The sequence below is a fragment of the Shewanella sp. NFH-SH190041 genome (assembly GCF_024363255.1).
Lineage (GTDB): Bacteria > Pseudomonadota > Gammaproteobacteria > Enterobacterales > Shewanellaceae > Shewanella.
Window position 1 is genome coordinate 3,163,509 of sequence record NZ_AP026070.1, and the last position, 18,801, is coordinate 3,182,309.

The window sequence follows — 18,801 nt, forward strand, 5'->3', positions numbered from 1 at the left end:
AGCTAAATATGACAAGCGAGTTCCACACTATCGGATTGATAGGAAAACCCCATCACAGCGGCACTAATCTCACTCTGAAACGCCTGCATCACTGGCTGACAATGCAGGGGTTTGAAATTCTGGTTGAAGAGCGGGTTGCCGGTGAACTCGGCAATCATGTTAAAGCGGTTGATATGCTGGAAATTGGCCAACGGTGCGACCTAGCCATCGTAGTCGGCGGTGACGGTAATATGCTCGGCGCCGCTCGGGTATTGGCCCGTTTTGATGTTGGCGTTATCGGAGTTAACCGCGGCAATTTAGGCTTTTTAACGGATCTGTCTCCCGATGCCTTCGAAGAAAAACTGGCGCGAGTATTAGATGGTGAATATGAAACTGAGCACCGTTTTTTGGTCGAAGCCGAGGTGTACCGCCATGGTAAACTGAAAGCCAGTAACACTGCGGTTAACGAAGCGGTGTTACACCCGGGGAAAGTGGCCCATATGATTGAATATGAGGTCTACATTAACGAGCAATTTATGTACAGTCAGCGGGCTGACGGTATGATTGTCTCTACCCCGACCGGCTCAACGGCATACTCTTTGTCAGCTGGCGGCGCCATCTTAACCCCGAAACTGCAAGCCATGATTTTAGTGCCCATGTTTCCCCATACCCTGTCATGTCGGCCGATTGTGGTGGATGCCGACAGCATTATCAAACTGGTGGTGTCACCCCATAATGGTGAAAATCTTGAAGTCAGCTGTGACGGCCATGTTACCCTCGCAGTATTACCCGGTGATGAGATTATTGTGAAGCGCAGCCCTGAGCGTCTGCGATTAGTGCACCCTAAGGGTTATAACTATTTCCATGTGCTCAGAAACAAACTGGGTTGGGGCAGTAAGCTGTTTTAGCCTGATGTTTAGACTGTGGCTCGACTAAGCTAAGGCAGCCTCACTTTCTGCCTTAGCGGCCTCAAGCCATCCACTCACGTGCTGGAGCTAGTGCTAATAAGCCTGTGATATAAATGTACTAACCGAGTAAGCCCTCTTCATCTCAACAATCGACTACCGCTTAACATCATCTCCAGCATCCATGCCTCGGCCGTTCACCCCGCTATCTGTATTACTGATTCAGCTGAGATATTTTCCGTTAAATAAGCCCATCACGCTCACGTCATAATTCACAAACCATAATTCACAAGCCATCTGCATAGTGGTATTGCCAAGCTGCAATGTTGCTGTCATAACGGCCGGCGCTACAAAAACGCAACATTATTTTTGGCAATTGAGTCATAGACATAGGACCTCCTAACCTGCAGCCATCATGACCCCAGCCTCAAAAATGTGATCAAGATCACCATTAAAACTCAAGCCAAAAACATGCTATTTATGGCAAAAATGAAAAAATAACGACAAAAAACACCATAAACACCATAAAAACCAGCCGTAGAACACAAAAAGCAAACAATCGAAAACATAAATAGCCATAATAAAAACCCAGTGATAACATCTGTGCGTAAGCAAGCGTGACACTTGTCACACACTGGCGTTTTATGCTGGCGTACTAGCTCTCATGCCCTTATATTGCGCTTCAGTAAGACACAAGGACCTTCCGGCCCCATGTTGCTCAGAAACACTGAGTCATGCCATCAAAATGCCCGCTAGAAGCATGCTCAAGGAGCCCCAACGGGGAGAGCAAACATCAGGCAGTAACCCCGATTGATTTCATGTAAATTGATATAAAGAGGCTAGCATGACCTTTCTCCAACTCCTCGCCAGTTTATCTCCCGTGATCAGTGTGATGCTATTTCTAGTGCTATTACGAATGCCTGCATCCCGTGCCATGCCCATCTCTATGGTTATTACAGCCTTGGCGGCAGTGTTTATTTGGAAAATGGATACTAACTTGCTAGCGGCCTCGGTTGTAGAAGGTCTGCTGTCAGCCATCACGCCATTGACGATTATTTTCGGTGCGGTTTTCCTACTCAATACCCTGAAATATTCCGGTGCAATGGACACCATTCGCGCCGGATTTACCAATATCAGCGCGGATGCTCGGGTACAGGTCATTATCATCTGCTGGCTGTTCGGTGCCTTTATTGAAGGCAGTGCCGGCTTTGGCACGCCGGCCGCTATCGGTGCGCCACTTCTGGTGCTCTTGGGTATTCCCCCGGTTGCTGCAGCAGTTGTTGCCCTGATCGCTGACTCAGCCTCAGTGTCTTTTGGTGCTATCGGCCTACCCGTTTTGTTCGGGATGGATCAGGGGCTGACCCAGGGTGGCGGGAATATGGCGGCAGCACAGATTGCCCAGCATGGTGGTAACTTTGCCGACTATGCCCAATTTATTGCCATGCATATGATCACCATAGACTTAATTATCGGCTCACTTATCCCCTTGGTGATGGTCTGTATCCTGACCGGTTTCTTCGGCCGCAATAAATCCATAAAAGAAGGTTTAGCGGTCTGGAAATTTGCCCTGTTTGCCGGCTTTACCTTTACGGTACCAGCTTGGTTAATTAACTATTTCGCAGGTCCTGAGTTCCCATCCGTTATCGGCGCCCTCGTTGGTATGGCAATTGTGATTCCTGTGGCCCGAAAAGGTTGGTTACTGCCCAAACAAACCTGGTTTGATTTTGCCGGTACCGAAAACGCTGACAATAACCAGCGTCAGGTCATTAGTGGCAAGCCCCCGTTCTCACAATTGGCGGCTTGGACGCCATACCTGATAATGGCGGTCTTGCTGGTCATGTCTCGCACTATTGCCCCACTGAAAGCCTGGCTGAGCAGTTTTAACCTCAGCTGGACAGGTCTGCTTGGCACTGAACTGAAAGCCGGATTTGCAACCTTGTACGCACCAGGTGCCTTCTTTGTCGCCGTGTGTATCCTGGGCTTTTTCCTGTTCAAAATGCGCGGAGAAGCTATCAAGACCTCGGTCAACGTATCACTTAAGTCAATGATCCCAACGGTTATTTCTCTTGGCGCTTCGGTGCCTATGGTCAAAATCTTCCTTAACTCAGGGGAGAACCATGCCCACCTTTCCTCCATGCCCGTTGCACTGGCGGATTTGCTGGCCTCCTCCATGGGACATATCTGGGACTGGGTTGCACCTGTTATCGGTATCTTTGGTGCCTTTTTGTCCGGTTCTGCGACCTTCTCCAATATGATGTTCTCTGGTTTGCAGTACAGTGTGGCGGATAACATCGGTGCCAACCATGCGCTGATCTTGGCGCTGCAAGGCATAGGCGCCAATGCTGGCAATATGATGTGTGTAATGAATGTCGTTGCCGCTGCAACTGTTGTGGGTATGGCCGGCCGGGAATCTGAAATTATCCGTAAGACCATGCCAGTTGCATTGGCTTATGCCATGCTGGCTGGCACCGTTGCCTTTATCTGGGGCGGATTCTAATCCCTAACCAGTGCCAGAGGCCGCCGTTTGGCGGCCTCTGTTTTTTGGTAACGACACAATTTAGTAATAAAGAATATAACCATAATAATCAGGCCTGCGAGATGTCGGCCACACCGGGGATGGGTTAACGCTTGCAGATAGTCCCAACCGGCTTTTTCGTTCAACGACCATTACGTGCTAACAAGAGACAATGACTGATGTCTATTAATTATCCCGCCGTGATACATGAGCTTACCGCTGCATTAGGTGAGCAGGCGGTATCGGCCGATCCAGTGCGCCGTTTTGCCTGGTCAACTGATGCTTCATATTTCCGTATTGTGCCTCAGGTAGTTGTCCATGCTGACACCTTAGCGCAGGCAAAACAAACCTTGGCTATTGCCCGTCGCCATGGCGCGCCGGTCACCTTCCGCGCAGCTGGCACCAGCCTGTCAGGTCAGGCCATTGGTGAAGGTATTTTGCTGATGTTGGGCCATGGAGGATTCCGTACGGTTCAAATCAGCGAAGACAGTAATACTGTGACCTTAGGGGTCGCGGTTATCGGTGCTGATGCTAATGCCAAGCTTAAGCCACACAATAAAAAAATTGGCCCAGATCCTGCCACCCTGGCCTGTGCCAAAATCGGTGGCATCGTTGCGAATAATGCCTCTGGCATGTGCTGTGGCACTGCCCAAAATTCTTATCAGACCATCCTCTCGGCAAAATTGTTGTTTGCCGATGGCACAGAGTTAGATACCGGCTGTGACGCATCCAAAACCGCCTTTGCCAAAAGCCATGGCCAGATACTGCAGCAACTCTGTGACCTGGCCCAAATGGCTAAAGCCAATACTGCTCTGGCCGAGCGGATCCGGCAAAAATACGCCATTAAAAACACCACAGGATATAGCCTGAATGCCTTGGTGGATTTTGATGATCCCTTTGATCTTATCAACCATTTGATTGTTGGCTCAGAAGGCACCCTTGCGTTTGTGGAGCAGGTGACATATCGCACAGTGGATGAGGCTAGATTCAAAGCATCGGCACTCGCGGTTTTTTACAATATGGAAGATGCCGCCAGCGCAGTGCCGCCCATCAAAGGTGATAGTGTCGCGGCCGCAGAATTATTGGACTGGGCATCCATCCGCGCAGTAACCGGTAAACCCGGTATGCCTAAGTGGCTTGAGCAACTCCCTGAAGGCGCAGCGATTTTACTGATTGAGTCCCGGGCTAATGATGAAGCAACTCTGGCTAACTACACCCAAGATGTGATTGCCAAAATAGCCCATATTCCCACCGAGCGGCCGATTGAATTTAGTTCAGATCCGGCGGTATATGGCCAATACTGGGCAATGCGCTCCGGTTTATTTCCCATTATTGGTGGTGCCCGCCCTAAAGGTACCTCAGTCATTATTGAAGATGTGGCCTTTCATTTGGAACACCTGGCAGGCGCTGCTGCGGATCTGACCGCCCTGTTCCAAAAGCACGGCTATCCCGAAGGGGTGATTTACGGCCATGCCCTGGCCGGTAATTTCCATTTTATTATTACCCCAACCTTTGCCACCCAAGCTGATATCGACCGCTTCCATGATTTTATGCAGGATGTCGCTGAAATGGTGCTGCATAAATATGATGGCTCCATGAAAGCCGAGCATGGCACCGGCCGTGCCGTGGCCCCCTTTGTGGAAATGGAATGGGGCCATGATGCCTATGTGTTAATGCAGCAGATAAAGCAGATTTTTGACCCTGAAGGACTGCTAAACCCCGGGGTGCTGCTCAATGATGATCCACAAGTCCATGTGAAAAACATCAAGCCTTGTCCTGTGGTGGATGATCTAGTTGATCGTTGTATTGAATGTGGTTTTTGTGAAAAAACTTGCCCAACCTCGGCATTAAACCTCTCCCCACGCCAACGGATAGCCACCTTGCGGGAAATCGCCCGGCTAGAGCAGGCTGGCGAGCAGGAAAAAGCGGCACAATTAAAAGCTGCCGCCAAATACGATGTAATTGATACTTGTGCCGCTTGTCAGCTGTGTACCATCGCCTGCCCGGTGGATAATTCCATGGGGCAACTGGTACGTAAGCTGCGCACGCCTTATATCAGCACTACAGAGCAAAAAGTACTGGATTTTCAAGCCCGTCATTATGCAGGGGTTAACCAGGCGATCAGCTCAGGCTTTAATGTACTGGGCATTTTGCATAAATTAACCGGCAACAGTATCACCGCCGGAGTAATGAATGCCGGTCGCCTGCTGTCCAAAGAAGTGCCTTACTGGAATCCAGATTTTCCCAAAGGGGCGGCACTGGCTAAACCAGCTCAACCGCGGTCTGACCGACCAACGGTACTGTATTTCCCCGCTTGTGGTGGGCGCACCTTTGGCCCAACGCCACTGGATCCTGATAACCGCAGTCTGCCAGAAGTGATTGTTACCCTGTTAGAGCGGGCTGGATACAATGTGCTAACCCCTGACAATACCCGGGATTTATGCTGTGGCCAGATGTGGGAATCCAAGGGAGATTTTCGCAATGCCGACAGTAAACGGGATCAGCTGATCCACGAGCTAGCCCGCCAATCTCACGGCGGAAAATTACCCGTGATTATTGATGCACTGTCCTGTACTAAGCGCACTTTACTGGGTAACCCGGATATCAATATTGTCGATATGGTGGATTTTATGCACGATGAATTACTCAGCAAACTGCATATTAAGCCAAAAGATCAGGTGGCGCTGCATATTGGTTGCAGTGCGCAACATCTGCATGTCGAGCAGAAGATGCTGACTATTGCCCAAGCATGTGCCCGCCAGATTGTACGGCCTGAAGGTATTTACTGCTGTGGTTATGCCGGGGAGAAAGGCCTGTACAAACCGGAAATTAATGCCAGCGCCCTACGTAACATTAAGAAACTGCTGCCAGCGGCCATTACGGAAGGGTATTATGCTAACCGCACCTGTGAAGTTGGCTTGAGCCATCACAGTGGTATTTCCTATCGCCATTTAGCCTTTTTATTGGAAGAATGTAGCCGCGGATAACGCGGTAAAACCGGGGGAAATGTAGACGCTAAGTGTCTGTTTTCCCCATTTATTCATTTTTGCTCTAAACATCCCGTAATCACAGCATTTAGTTGTAAAAAACACCCATAAAAAACGTTAAAAAACAAATGGTTAAATATTTTTCCAATTATGAAAAAATATTTAGGTTCATTTGCTAATTTAGCACTATTACTTATAAAGCTATCAGCCTATATTTGATAGCATTATGCTCTGCGTAAGGCATTTCAACGAGTGTTCCGCAGTGCAATAATCAGCCAAATAGTGAGATAACAAAATGAAAATCGCGCTTTTCATCCCTTGTCTGGTAAACCAGATGTTCCCTGAAGTGGGCGTTGCGACACTGGAACTACTGGAAAAACTGGGACATGAAGTGATCCTGCCTGAAGGGCAAACCTGCTGTGGTCAGCCAATGACCAACTCAGGCTGCTACGAAGATGCCAAGAAAACAACCCTGAAGCTGCTAAACGCATTCAAAGGCGTAGAATGTGATGCCATCGTGTGTCCAGCCGCATCATGTCTGGTTGCTGCCAAAGAAAACTTCCATGAATTCGACAACAGCCCAGAAGCCCAGGTTGTTATCGACAAGCTGTATGAACTGACTGAGTTCCTGCACGATGTAGCGCCGATTGCTGAATTCAAAAAGCCATTCCCACACAAAGTTAGCCTGCAGATGAGCTGTCACGGTATCCGTATGCTGAGCCTGGCAACGCCAAGTGAAAATATGTCACTGCAGCGCCACAACAAAGTGGAAGCGGTACTGTCTCAGATCGCCGATATTGAAATCTGCTACCCAGAGCGCCGTGATGAGTGCTGTGGTTTTGGTGGTACTTTCGCCGTTGATGAAGGCGCAGTGTCTGCCAAGATGAGCAAAGACAAGGCTTACTTCCACTATGAAACCGGTGCTAAGTACGTTGTCGGTTTCGACCCATCTTGTCTGATGAATATCGATGGCATGATCCGCCGCCAGAAGCTGCCGATTGAAACCCGTCACATCGCCCAAGTGATCAACGAAGCTCTGTAAGGGGAACCAGAATGTCTCATACTGCGTCCAAAATTCACGCCGATAAGGCAGCGATCTTCTGTAAAGATGAAGACCGCGTAAACTGGCACTCCAAAGCACTGTGGCTGCTGAGAGAAAAGCGCGACCGCGCTGCATCTAGCCTGCCAGAGTGGGAACAACTGCGCCAACTGGGCAGTGAAATCAAACTGCACACTCTGACCAACCTGGCCAAATACCTGGAGATGTTCGAGCAGAACTGTCAAGCCAACGGTATCCAGGTACACTGGGCAAAAGATGCTGCCGAGCACAATGAAATCGTGCACGGCATTCTGTCTCACCATCAGGTAAAGAAACTGGTTAAGTCCAAGTCCATGCTGACCGAAGAGTGTCACATGAACCCTTACCTGGAAGAGCGCGGTATTGAAGTGATCGATACCGATCTGGGTGAGCGCATCATCCAGCTGGCTGGTCAGCCACCATCCCATATCGTGGTGCCTGCTATCCACCTGAAAAAAGAAGAAGTGGGTGAGCTGTTCCATGAAAAAATCGGTACCGAAGCCGGTGCATCCGATCCAACCTATCTGACCCGTGCAGCGCGTGCTCACCTGCGTGAACAGTTCCTGTCTGCTGACGCGGCAATGACTGGCGTTAACATGGCTATCGCAGAAAAAGGTGCGGTAGTGGTGTGTACCAACGAAGGTAACGCTGATATGGGTGCCAACCTGCCTAAAGTGCAGATCCATTCCATGGGTATGGATAAAATGGTACCTAACCTGGATTCTGCCGCAGTACTGCTGCGTATGCTGGCCCGTAACGCCACTGGCCAGCCAGTGACCACTTACTCCAGCTTCTATCGCGGCCCTAAGGCTGGCGGTGAAATGCACGTGGTGATTGTCGATAACGGCCGCAGTAATATGCTGAAGGACAAGATCCTGGCTGAATCGCTGAAATGTATCCGTTGCGGTGGCTGTATGAATACCTGTCCGGTATACCGTCGCAGTGGCGGTCACAGCTACAACTACACCATTCCAGGCCCTATCGGTATTGCCGTTGGTGCCCAGAAAGATGACACCAACTCTATCGCATGGGCATGTACCCTGTGTGGTAGCTGTACTCAAGTGTGTCCAACCAAGGTACCGCTGGATAAGATTATCCACCACCACCGCCGCCTGAAAGCCGAAGCGGGCAACCTGCCTTACGGCAAGCGTAGCTATATGCCGGTTGTGGGTAAAGTGATGGGCAGCGCACCTATGCTGAACACCTCTATGGCTATGGCCCGTACTGCGCTGCGCATTCTGCCTGGCAGCCTGCTGAAGCCATTTGCCGGCGCTTGGGGTAAATACCGTGAGCTGCCAGTGGCACCAAAATCCAGTTTTGAAGCTTGGTACAAGAAGAACAGGAGCTAATCATGTCCAGCAAATCTTTTATTTTGAAGGCGCTTGAGCAAACTGCTATTGCCCCTCAGCCTATGCCGGAAATCAATGTGGCTCCACGGGTCGATGATCTGATCGGCCAGTTTGAAACCAACCTGAATACCGTTGCCGGTGTACTGCACCGTGCAGGCTCTCTTGATCTGGTTCAGGAAAAAGTGAACACTCTGGTTGCAGAAGGCAAGCAGGTGATTTCCTTGGTTGACGGCATTAATGCCAACCGCGAAACTCCAGAAGATCAACACGATCTGAAAGACATCGATTTTGCCGTTATTCCAGGTGAACTGGCTGTGGCTGAAAACGGTGCCATCTGGGTTAAGCAACCAGAAGGTCATCGGGTAACACCATTTATCTGTGAAAACCTGCTGTTAGTTGTTGAAGCTGACAATGTGGTTGCCAACATGCACCAGGCAGTGAAAAAGCTGACTCTAGACAGCGGCAAGTTTGGTGCCTTTATTGCCGGTCCATCTAAGACTGCCGATATCGAGCAGGCTCTGGTGGTCGGTGCTCACGGTGCTTGTAGCCTGAACGTGTACCTGGTGTAATCCAGCGTTATTCCGGTTTGTAACCGGTAAACAAAAGCCGTCACAACTGTGGCGGCTTTTTTGTTGTCTTCATTAAGAAAAAAGTGACCATCCCGAGCAAGATGGCCACAGTGAACAACACAGTGCCTGTTATTATCATTATGAGCAGCCTAGCGCCGTGTTACACCTTATCTTGCTTTTGCGGTAATCGTGATCTCCTCTGAGTAACGCCCTGCTGGCACATCCTGCATCTGTCCAATCCTCACTGTCATGGGATACAACACTGCCCCTCTATGCCGGGCATCCAAGGTATGCACCGCCCGATTTTTCAGATCCAGCGGATGCTGGGCAAACTTCATCGAGTAAGGTACCTGACCATTGCCATGACGACGCTGCAACATGCCCTGGTTTTTACTCTCAAACGTCAAGTCGACACTGGCATTACTGCGGATCAGCAATTCCAGTTGTTTTTGTTTTCCTGCCACCAATTGGCCAAAATCTAGGACGCAATAATCATTACGCCCGCCGTCACACTGTCCCGCCAGTTGCAGATCCACCACAGGCGTCACCGCAAAGTAAATCATGCTGTTTTCCTGCAGGTTATCAGTGCTTGCCCGATTCAATCGACCATTTAAGACGCCGGAATACATCCCTGGCACCATTTGCTCCACCTGGGGGATCCGCAGCCAAAAGTCGGTTATCCCGGAAGCATGTAAAAACAGTTGCTTACCGCGACCGAGATGGGTATCAGCCAAAGGCCGCTTTTGTTTATCAAACAGATACACCTGTTGGCGCATCCCGCGGGCATTAATGGTCACCGGCCGGTTCAATTCTCCACTCAGTACCACAGAGCCTGCGCAGCGGGCTGTCTCCGCTGACATCTGTACCTTAGCGGGGATCCACACTGCCAGCGGATCATGACGGATATAATTAGCTTTGCTCTGCTCAACCGTCAGTTGCCACTCACCGGCACAATCACCTGTTTGCGATGTTTGCGCCTGTAGCGTCAGTGGAAATACCATTACCATCAACGCCGCCAATAATGTGTATTGCGATATCAGGGTTTTCATTGCGCACTCCTTACGACAAAGATGGGCTCGAGGTATCTCAGTGCCGGGCCGTCTTGCTCTATTTGTAAAGTAAATTCACCAAACCGAGGGCTAGACAAGGTCATCCGGCATTCGCCCGGCGGCACCCCTTCGAGCACAAAACGGCCACCTTTATTGGTAAAAAATAACTGTGAGTCATCGCCACAATTCGCCACACCGCGCAGCAGAGCAACAGGGTGACCATCTTCCTGCAGCAGTGTGCCCACCACGGTTAAGGTGGCATCCGAGCCAATGGTGACGCTATGGCCGGTTAATGCACCGGGAGTCAGTGAAAGCTGCCCCTGTCCCCAGTCATATCCCCATTCCGCCTCGGGCACATCCAGCAACAATTCCTGGCGGTTAAACCCCCGTCCCAAATCAACCACAGCGGGCATTTCACTTGTGGCTAATGCTTCAGGCTGATCTTTAAAATCAGGATTGACATGCACATCGGCATTTAAGGTCTTATGGGCGCTGACCATGGCAAACGGCCCGCGGGACAGATTACCCAGGGCAAACTGACCATCTGCGTAAGCTAAACTGCTATTCAGCCTAAGCGAGGTACGTAAGTTATTCTGCCCCTGCCCGCTATTGCGCGTAGTGGATACTTCACCGCGCCAACGGTTGGCGTAGTAGCTAAGAGCAGCTTTCTGACCATCTTTTTCATCCTCATTGTTATAGTTGGCACTTAACTCATACCCATAACTGCCAACCCGCTCTTCATTGGCTTTTACAAACTCTGCGCTCATATTTTCAAAGCGGCTGTTGTAATTCGCCCGCGCACGATATCCTTGAGGATTGCCCCAGCTCCACTCCAAACTCAACTCCAGTTTCAGATCTTCTTCCAACGTCATATCCGGTCGGTCATAGATGCCAGCTAGGCCGACGCGCAAAAAGCGCCCGGTCCAGTTAATTCCGGCTTCCGCCTCTAGGCTACTATCCGCCTCAGCTTCAGCCTCGCTGTATAAACCGCTTAGCTGTAAATCCCAGGACTCATTGAAAAAGTAACTGTAATTCAGCAGGTATCTGTGCTCCCGCAGTGGCTCACCATCCTCCCAAGGGGTGGCGACAAAGTCATGATAATCTTCGAAACTAAAGCGCAAATTCGGGGTGTTATGATCTTGACCGGATAATAAGTTCGTTTCAAAATCAATGGAATACACCTCACCATGGCGCTGAGTCTTGCCATCGTAACTGCCCCGAGTACCGCGCAGGGAAATATTGCCCAGCGGCGTACCAATTACCCCGGTCAGCCCCCACAGTTGCCCCGCTGAACTGTATAAGCCACTGGTGCCAAGAGTGAGAAAATCTGTCACCCCGTATTCGGCAAAACCTGTGGCAATACCGTTACTTTGATAACTGTTGCTACCGCCATCAAGCTGGTTGGGATAGCCAAATGACAATGAGTAATCCCACAATCCGGCCGTCAACAACCGACTGTTATAGAACTGGCTAAAGCGAAATACCTCAGTACGACCATCGGCATAATAGGCCTTTACCAAAATATCGTTGGCACCAGTATTCAGTGGCAGATCAGATAAACGGTATTTCCCCGCATCCAAGCGGATTTTGCGCACGATATAGCCGTTAACGAATAACTTCACGTCGGCAGATTGGCGTAAATTCAGTACCTGATTACCACCGGGAGATAGCACCCGAGTCGGTTGCAGTTCAGCATAACTGCTTTGCAGCATCACCCCGCCGAGGTTGACTGAGGGTAGATGACCACCCACTGTAGGGTCGATATCACCGGCGCTTATCCGCAGCGGCCACTGGTGCACATCGTACCAAGCCGTCACATCCCCGCGCCGAAACGCATTATCCATGTCCCCTTCGTAATACAGATCCCAGGTCAGGTTAATGCCATCACTGCCACCCCAGTTAGCCTGCCCCAACCACTCTAAGGTCAGGTAGGTATCATCACTTTTATCTTCATGCACATAGTCATACATCAAGGTGAAGTTATTGTTGATGGCCAGCGGGGCCGCCTCACTTAGCTGGGGCAAACTGTAACCGGCCCAAGTGCTAACATCCTGTACAGCTTCAGCATTTTCAGCCAAAGTGAAACTTAAGGTTAAGGTACTGGCATCCAATATCAGGGTTATCCCTTTTTCAGCCAGCGCTTGCGGCTGCCAACTCTGCTGTTGTTGCAGCTGCTGTTTTATATCCGCTTTGATAAAGCGGCCAATACTCTGAATTAATGACTGGGTATCGACCTGCCGGATCACCCGGCCATCGGTATCCACCAACAGGGTGCCTACGCCCTGGTCCCTGAGCTCTGCCGGCAGGTCAAGATAATAACCTTCCCCACTCACCTGTCCTCCCAGCAGACATCCCAGTACCATGACAGCACAGGATATGGTCTGGGTTTTCATCATAATTTCCTGACATTAATAATTTCTGCCTGACTGATGGACTGAGCCAGTTCACCTTCCAAAGGAATGATTAGCGTGCGCCCCGGCATCACAAAGCTGGCTGGCGCTGTCTTGCGCAGTAATTCACCCAGCACTTGCTGCCGAGCTTTTTTCGTACGTAATTCTAACTGCCACTCCCCGAGCACCATGACTTCGGTGCCATGGTTAGTCATTAATAAGTGGGGAAGCTTATTACGCCACTGCAATCTGGCCTTAGGCTCTACCTTGCCGTCATGGGGGTTGATAAATACCAAGGTTGAAAAATTAAACAGCATCTTAACCCCGGTATCCTCAAGCTCAGACACCACGGGTAACTGGCGAAAATCCACCCGGTAAGAAATGGATTTGCTGGTATCTTCCTGCCCCATGTATTTCACTCTGAATACTTGAAATTGCCCGGGCGCTACCACAGCTTGCGGCGGCAAAATCAAAAAATCATCATCGGCAGGTTGCAGATGTTCTTTGCCTTTCACATCTAAAAAACGTCTGAAGGCTGAGACCTCAACAGTAACGTCACTACGACCGGTATTTTCCAAACGATAACTTGTATTGGACTCTTTACCCAACGCCTCCATTTGTTGAACCATAGGTTGAATTTGAAATGCTCGTGCGGAAGGAACAATCACGAGTAAAAGCAAAAATAATATGGATAATTTCATGGTGCTTTCCTCGAAATAGGCGGCAGGTTACCCCGCCGCCCAATAGGACAACTTATTTCAGTGCAATGGTGACTGTCAGTTCATCGGCATAATAACCTGCTTTAGACAAGCGATTCGCTTCATGGTCAATGATGAAATTAGTCACTGCGCCATCATTGGTATGATCGGCTTTCAATAATAATTTCATGCCATCTGAATCGACAATATCTTTATTACCTTGAGCATCAGTCACGTAATATCTGACTTTATCCTGATATTCATTTATGAGATATCCTTCATTTCTGGATGTTAATTCACCTTCCATATAGAAATGTCTCATATTACAGAATAAGTTGATCGCACCATTGGATTTAGCGCCCTTATCCATATCCACCCACATATGCGTAATTTTTTCAGATGGGGCATAAGGATTAACGAAGCCAACTTCACAGTAGGGATCAACAATGCCATATAACTCAACTGAGTCCATAGCCTTGTCCACGTCAGGCTCTGGACGGGCCATTGCGTTACCCGCTAACATTAAAGGCACCATAGCTAACACAAATAACTTTTTCATAATCAACTCCTTTTTAATCATAATAACGGTAATTTTTGGTGATTAATTCGCTTCAATTTCAACCGTGATAGTGTCGGTATACATCCCCGGCTTATATGCGGGATAACCTTCATGACTGACAACAAATTTATAATCTGTTACTCCGATAACATGAGGAATATCCATCTCATCACCATTACTCAAATCGATATCCATATTATTGAAGGTGAATTTATAAGGGATTTTTTTCTCATATCCCTGTTGAACTAATAAACCTTTATTTTTAGAAGTAAATTCAATTTCAAATGTTTCATAGTTACAGGAAATAGTTAAGTCATCTAATTTACTACCTGCTTTATTCAGGTTTAAATAAACTTCTTTATCCTGTCCGATAATGCTACAACTTGAACTGACTTCCCCATTGATAATAATTTTTGCCGTATCTTCACTCCCTTGGGCAAACAGTCCAAAAGGCACTAAAGCGGCTATTGCTAATAGCTTATAATTCATATTCCCTCCACGCCGGTATGTTGTTCATCACCAGATTAATGACGTGGAGAAATAAGGCATCACCACAGCGGGTGATTATTAAGGAGAGGGATGGGTGAGAAAGGCAGTATTTGCAAAACTAATTGATCTTGATCAAATTTCAAGCCGCTGAGTCATATATGACCAAGCGGCAGCAAGCATTATGTCGCGCAGCGCTTTACCGGCTCAGCGCTGTCTGTAGAGGCAAGATTCAACACGCGGTCGGTAGCTGGCCTGCAGATAACTTGGCAGTCAACTCACCCCGAGAGTTCACCCCCATTTTCTGCAATACCTTAGATACATGGGTTTTTACCGTGTTCTGGCTGATGTAAAGATGCTCCGCAATATCTTTATTGCTATAGCCCTGTGCCAACAGGGCACCAATTTCTCGCTCGCGACAAGTAAGATCAAACTGTAATAAACAATGCTGCCAATCCAATTGCTTATGGGGTTTCCCCCATGCTTGCTGAAATTGTTTGATGGATAAAGCGATAATATGGCGAGGATACCAAAGCTCCCCCAGCAGCAAGCTGCGCAGGGCGGTGGCATAGGTATCCGGGGGTTGATGGCTGTCCAGGGCGCCGGCAAAGCCTTGGGTAACACACTCCAGCAGTGCCAGCTCTGTGGTATGGCGTAAGATAATCAGCCAACTGCCGGGAAATTCCCGAGGTAATACATCGGCATCGGTGATTAACCCAAGGCTATCACTGTCATACACCAGCAAATCAGCCCGGCTTAACTCATCGGCTGAGCAGAACTGTAAACGGCTAAAATGCCGAATATGCAATCCGGGCAAACTGTATCCCAGTACCTGCCCCAATGCTCGAGCCCGCTCCTGATTAGCTGAAATAATCAGCAGAGTACGACTGTCACTGTCTCGTCTGATATCCATATCACATCCTGTCTCAGCCCATCATGAACTGGAAGATAAACATATAGATAACTATCTGATAATTCTTAGAGAAAAGCCTTGATAGGGATCACGCCTTGAGGCAGGAAATGTCAGTTTCCTGCCGGCATAACTAGCTCCGTTTAAAATCAATCCTGATTCGGGACTTTGCCGCTACCGGCTTGCCCTGTTCAAATTTCGGCGCATAACGCCATTTTTCCATCATGGTCAACGTACTGCGCTCAAAGCTGCTGCCACCTGATGAATTGAGCACCACAGGCTGAGTGACAAATCCTTGAGGATCAATCACAAACTCAAGCTCAACCCAACCTTCTTTTCCCGCTCGCAAGGCACTGGCCGGATATTCCGGCGTAATACGGTAGATAGGCGTCTGCTCCACATCATCCTGCCACGGCGTCATCTGCCCAATCGCCTGACAATGCTTTGAAGCCTGCTGCCGCAGCCCCTGATGCTCATAGGCTCTGACTAGATAAGCGCGGGCAGATAAGGCTACAGGGTGGGAGTAATCCAACACATCAAACTGATGGGTCACGCTTTCCAACAATTCTGCCGCTTGACGATAATCTTTGTTCGCCAACTTGAATTTCGCCAATCTAAAGGCTGCCAAATTACGCTCTAACGCATTTTCAGGGGTATGTTGCAGATATAATTGATAAGCCTGATGCGCATAACGGCTCGCTTTATGACTGTGCCCCGCCAATGCCTGTGCGCCGACATCATAAACCGAAGCCAGCAGCAAGGGATCATCCAGCCCTTTTGCTATTGCCAACATCTTGCTGATATAAGTTTTTACTCGACGTGGGTCATCATGGTGCAGTGCCAATTGAGTAAGAGGATCAAGTAATTGCTTGGCACTTTGCCCATATTCGGTTTGATAACGCTCCAACGCTTGTTGATATAACGTGATACCTTGTTTGGCTTGCTCATCCCCCGGATGACTCTGCTCCAACAACGCCTTAGCATAATTCATCGCTAAGTTAGTGGTATTAATATGCTGATGACCAAACTGCTGCTGCCCTAAATGGTATGCCTGAGCCGCTAAGGTGAGGCTGTGAGCCTTATCCCCCTGTGACAGAGATGCCTGATAGTCTCGATATGTTTGCGTAAAATCCGTCGCGGCCTGAGATGGCAAAACCAATACTGAGCCCAACAGTGTTGCAGCGATAATTCGTGTATGCATGTGATATCCTTAAATTCTGCCGGCCAATATCCGCTGGCCGCTACATCAAATCATTGTTGCTGACTTGGTTGATATCCCACCCAAGTCAAATGCGAACAAAAAACATACTGCACCAATAACAAAGATCAAACAATAGTCCATAACGACGTACCACTTAACGTCACGCTGGCTGATAAGGATTTAGTCCATTGTGCTGCCGATCAATTCGCCTCAGAGCCAATCCCATCCACAGGGCTAATATTGTTGAACTGACTGACAATGCCAGCCAAACACCCGTGGTACCCAGCCAATACCCGAGTAGCCATAGCATTAACATAATCACCACCAATTTAGTGCCCGTCAGCACTGAGGCTTCATAGCTGCGGTTTACCGCCTGACAAAAGCTGGCCCCCACCAAAAGCAACCCACCCATGGGTAATCCCCAGAAATACAGCAACATGCCAGTCTCCGCCACAGGTGTTAGCGTGGCATTATCCCCAGCAAACAGATACACCAGCCAATCTGGGCGGCTGTAGATGAATGCCATTCCTAACACAGCGATCACCAAGGTAGCGCCAAAGCCGATGCGCCTAGCCTGCAAGACTCTGTCATAACGCCCCGCGCCGGCATTAAAGCTCAAAATGGGTTGCACACCGAAGGCTATGCCTTCAAAAATCAGATAAAACAAGGCTTCTGAATAGCTGACCACACTGTAAGCGGCGACATAAATCGCGCCACCAACCCAGAGAAAAGCCATATTGTGCATCGTCAACACTAAAGAAAGGTACAAATTCATCAGCAAACTGGGCAGCCCTACCCGGCAAATATTGCTGCAGTGAGCCCAGCGCAGTTGCATCTGTTGCCAATTGATCCCCAACTGGGTTTTGTTGGTGAAAAAGTGCTGCAGACAGAGCAGTCCCGTCACCGCCTGAGAGAGCATGGTTGCCACGGCCGCTCCCGCCAAACCATAAGGCCACACCACAATAAACAGCCAATCAAGAATAATATTCAGCACGCCGCCAAGGATCAGTACCCAAGTCACAAATCCCGGCCGACCGTCGTTACGCAATAAGGCGGTAAATGCGATGGAAATAATCGGGAAAATCCCCAAAGCAAAGTACCAGAATAGATAACGCTCCGCGCTATTGAGTACCGCCCCTTCGGCCCCCAGTGCCGCTAAAATTGGCCGCCCTAAACTGGTTCCTACCAAGGCGAAAAATGCCCCGGTCAGCAAGCAAAGGGTAAAGGCATTTCCCAGCAACTGCCGAGCTTGCTCCACCCGCCCTTCCCCTTGGCGGATAGACACCAAAGCCGCAGCCCCCATGCCAATCATAGCCCCCACGGCATACAGCACAGCACCCACAGGATAGGCCAACATCATGCCAGCCAACCCCTGCTCCCCTAGGTAGTGGCCGACAAACATGCCATCAATGGCAACATAAATCCCCGTCACCAACATAGACATCACGGTTGGCAAACCATAACGCCAGCACAATCTGGCAACAGATTCAGTCAGTAGCGGATGATCCCGAACCGGCACATCGGTTAGGGCAGGAGAAGCACAGGACATGTAAACTCGCAGTCGACGCAGGCAAAAGTGCTGCCGAGTGTAACCGCACCACGCCCACTTTGGCCGCATTTTTTAGTATCAAACTGTGTCCCTGATTGCCGCATAATGTATTGGAAGCAACATTTAGCTAAACAGCAGGCGTACTTAAAATCGGCGTAATGAATGCAACTATATATTTATGCAAAGACGCACAGCCAAATGTTATTTGATGGCAATAACAGTATTGCCGAGAAAACTCGGCGGCATACGCTGAAACGTTTAAGAGCAAGCTTACTCTTTCATCGTCTTAATGATGGTGTTTATCAATAAGAATTGACGCCTATAAGGCTTGGTATTGAGTTACACAGTTCACTCAACAGATATTGACAAAACAAAAATAGGTCAGCTGAATGTATAGCCATATATCTAGAAAATTTTATAAACACAACACCTCAATATAATGAGAGCATAATAATTATATGAAAGTAATCACACTAATAATGATACCACCAATAATAACATCATAGTTTTATTTACATAATCTAATTATCAAGGCGTAAAATAATCAATAAAAAATTTACATGCCTATGCACTTTGC

At 48.9% G+C, this 18,801-nt stretch carries 14 protein-coding genes; 6 read left to right on the top strand and 8 right to left on the bottom strand.

The features are described from left to right. Positions 1-8 precede the first annotated feature (8 nt). From nadK to NFHSH190041_RS14065, 6 genes are all read left to right on the top strand, one after another. A complete protein-coding gene (nadK, locus tag NFHSH190041_RS14040) occupies positions 9-887 on the top strand; it encodes an NAD(+) kinase (protein WP_261922397.1) in 879 nt (292 codons plus the stop codon). 841 nt (positions 888-1,728) lie between these two features. Next, positions 1,729-3,381, top strand: coding sequence for an L-lactate permease (locus tag NFHSH190041_RS14045; RefSeq protein WP_261922398.1), 1,653 nt, complete (start codon positions 1,729-1,731; stop codon positions 3,379-3,381). A 197-nt stretch (positions 3,382-3,578) separates the two neighbouring features. Next, a complete protein-coding gene (locus NFHSH190041_RS14050) occupies positions 3,579-6,386 on the top strand; it encodes an FAD-binding and (Fe-S)-binding domain-containing protein (protein WP_261922399.1) in 2,808 nt (935 codons plus the stop codon). Between the two features lie 295 nt (positions 6,387-6,681). Beyond that, positions 6,682-7,428, top strand: a complete 747-nt coding sequence (locus NFHSH190041_RS14055; protein WP_261922400.1) for a (Fe-S)-binding protein — start codon at positions 6,682-6,684, stop codon at positions 7,426-7,428. Positions 7,429-7,439: 11 nt separating this feature from the next. Next, positions 7,440-8,813 carry a lactate utilization protein B gene (locus NFHSH190041_RS14060; RefSeq protein ID WP_261922401.1) on the top strand — a complete coding sequence of 458 codons (1,374 nt, stop codon included), beginning with the start codon at positions 7,440-7,442 and terminating at the stop codon, positions 8,811-8,813. A gap of 2 nt (positions 8,814-8,815) precedes the next feature. Beyond that, a complete protein-coding gene (locus tag NFHSH190041_RS14065; RefSeq protein ID WP_261922402.1) occupies positions 8,816-9,382 on the top strand; it encodes a lactate utilization protein C in 567 nt (188 codons plus the stop codon). 167 nt (positions 9,383-9,549) lie between these two features. On the opposite strand, the gene NFHSH190041_RS14070 is transcribed toward NFHSH190041_RS14065, so the two are convergent. The 8 genes from NFHSH190041_RS14070 to NFHSH190041_RS14105 form a co-directional block, all read right to left on the bottom strand. After that, positions 9,550-10,431, bottom strand: coding sequence for a hypothetical protein (locus NFHSH190041_RS14070; protein WP_261922403.1), 882 nt, complete (start codon positions 10,429-10,431; stop codon positions 9,550-9,552). Further along, positions 10,428-12,827, bottom strand: coding sequence for a fimbria/pilus outer membrane usher protein (locus NFHSH190041_RS14075; RefSeq protein WP_261922404.1), 2,400 nt, complete (start codon positions 12,825-12,827; stop codon positions 10,428-10,430). Before NFHSH190041_RS14075 ends, NFHSH190041_RS14070 begins: the two co-directional genes overlap by 4 nt. Then, positions 12,824-13,522 (bottom strand): fimbria/pilus periplasmic chaperone, encoded by a 699-nt coding sequence (locus NFHSH190041_RS14080; RefSeq protein ID WP_261922405.1) that lies wholly within the window; start codon positions 13,520-13,522, stop codon positions 12,824-12,826. The genes NFHSH190041_RS14075 and NFHSH190041_RS14080 overlap by 4 nt, the downstream gene beginning before the upstream one ends. 52 nt (positions 13,523-13,574) lie before the next feature. Next, positions 13,575-14,078, bottom strand: a complete 504-nt coding sequence (locus NFHSH190041_RS14085; RefSeq protein WP_261922406.1) for a hypothetical protein — start codon at positions 14,076-14,078, stop codon at positions 13,575-13,577. Between the two features lie 42 nt (positions 14,079-14,120). Beyond that, positions 14,121-14,567 (bottom strand): hypothetical protein, encoded by a 447-nt coding sequence (locus NFHSH190041_RS14090; RefSeq protein WP_261922407.1) that lies wholly within the window; start codon positions 14,565-14,567, stop codon positions 14,121-14,123. 229 nt (positions 14,568-14,796) lie between these two features. Next, positions 14,797-15,477, bottom strand: coding sequence for a helix-turn-helix transcriptional regulator (locus NFHSH190041_RS19680; RefSeq protein ID WP_315972944.1), 681 nt, complete (start codon positions 15,475-15,477; stop codon positions 14,797-14,799). A 130-nt stretch (positions 15,478-15,607) separates the two neighbouring features. Next, positions 15,608-16,675, bottom strand: coding sequence for an energy transducer TonB (locus tag NFHSH190041_RS14100; RefSeq protein WP_261922408.1), 1,068 nt, complete (start codon positions 16,673-16,675; stop codon positions 15,608-15,610). Positions 16,676-16,835: 160 nt separating this feature from the next. After that, complete coding sequence (locus NFHSH190041_RS14105; protein ID WP_261922409.1) at positions 16,836-18,224, bottom strand: MATE family efflux transporter; 1,389 nt, start codon at positions 18,222-18,224, stop codon at positions 16,836-16,838. Positions 18,225-18,801 lie beyond the last annotated feature (577 nt).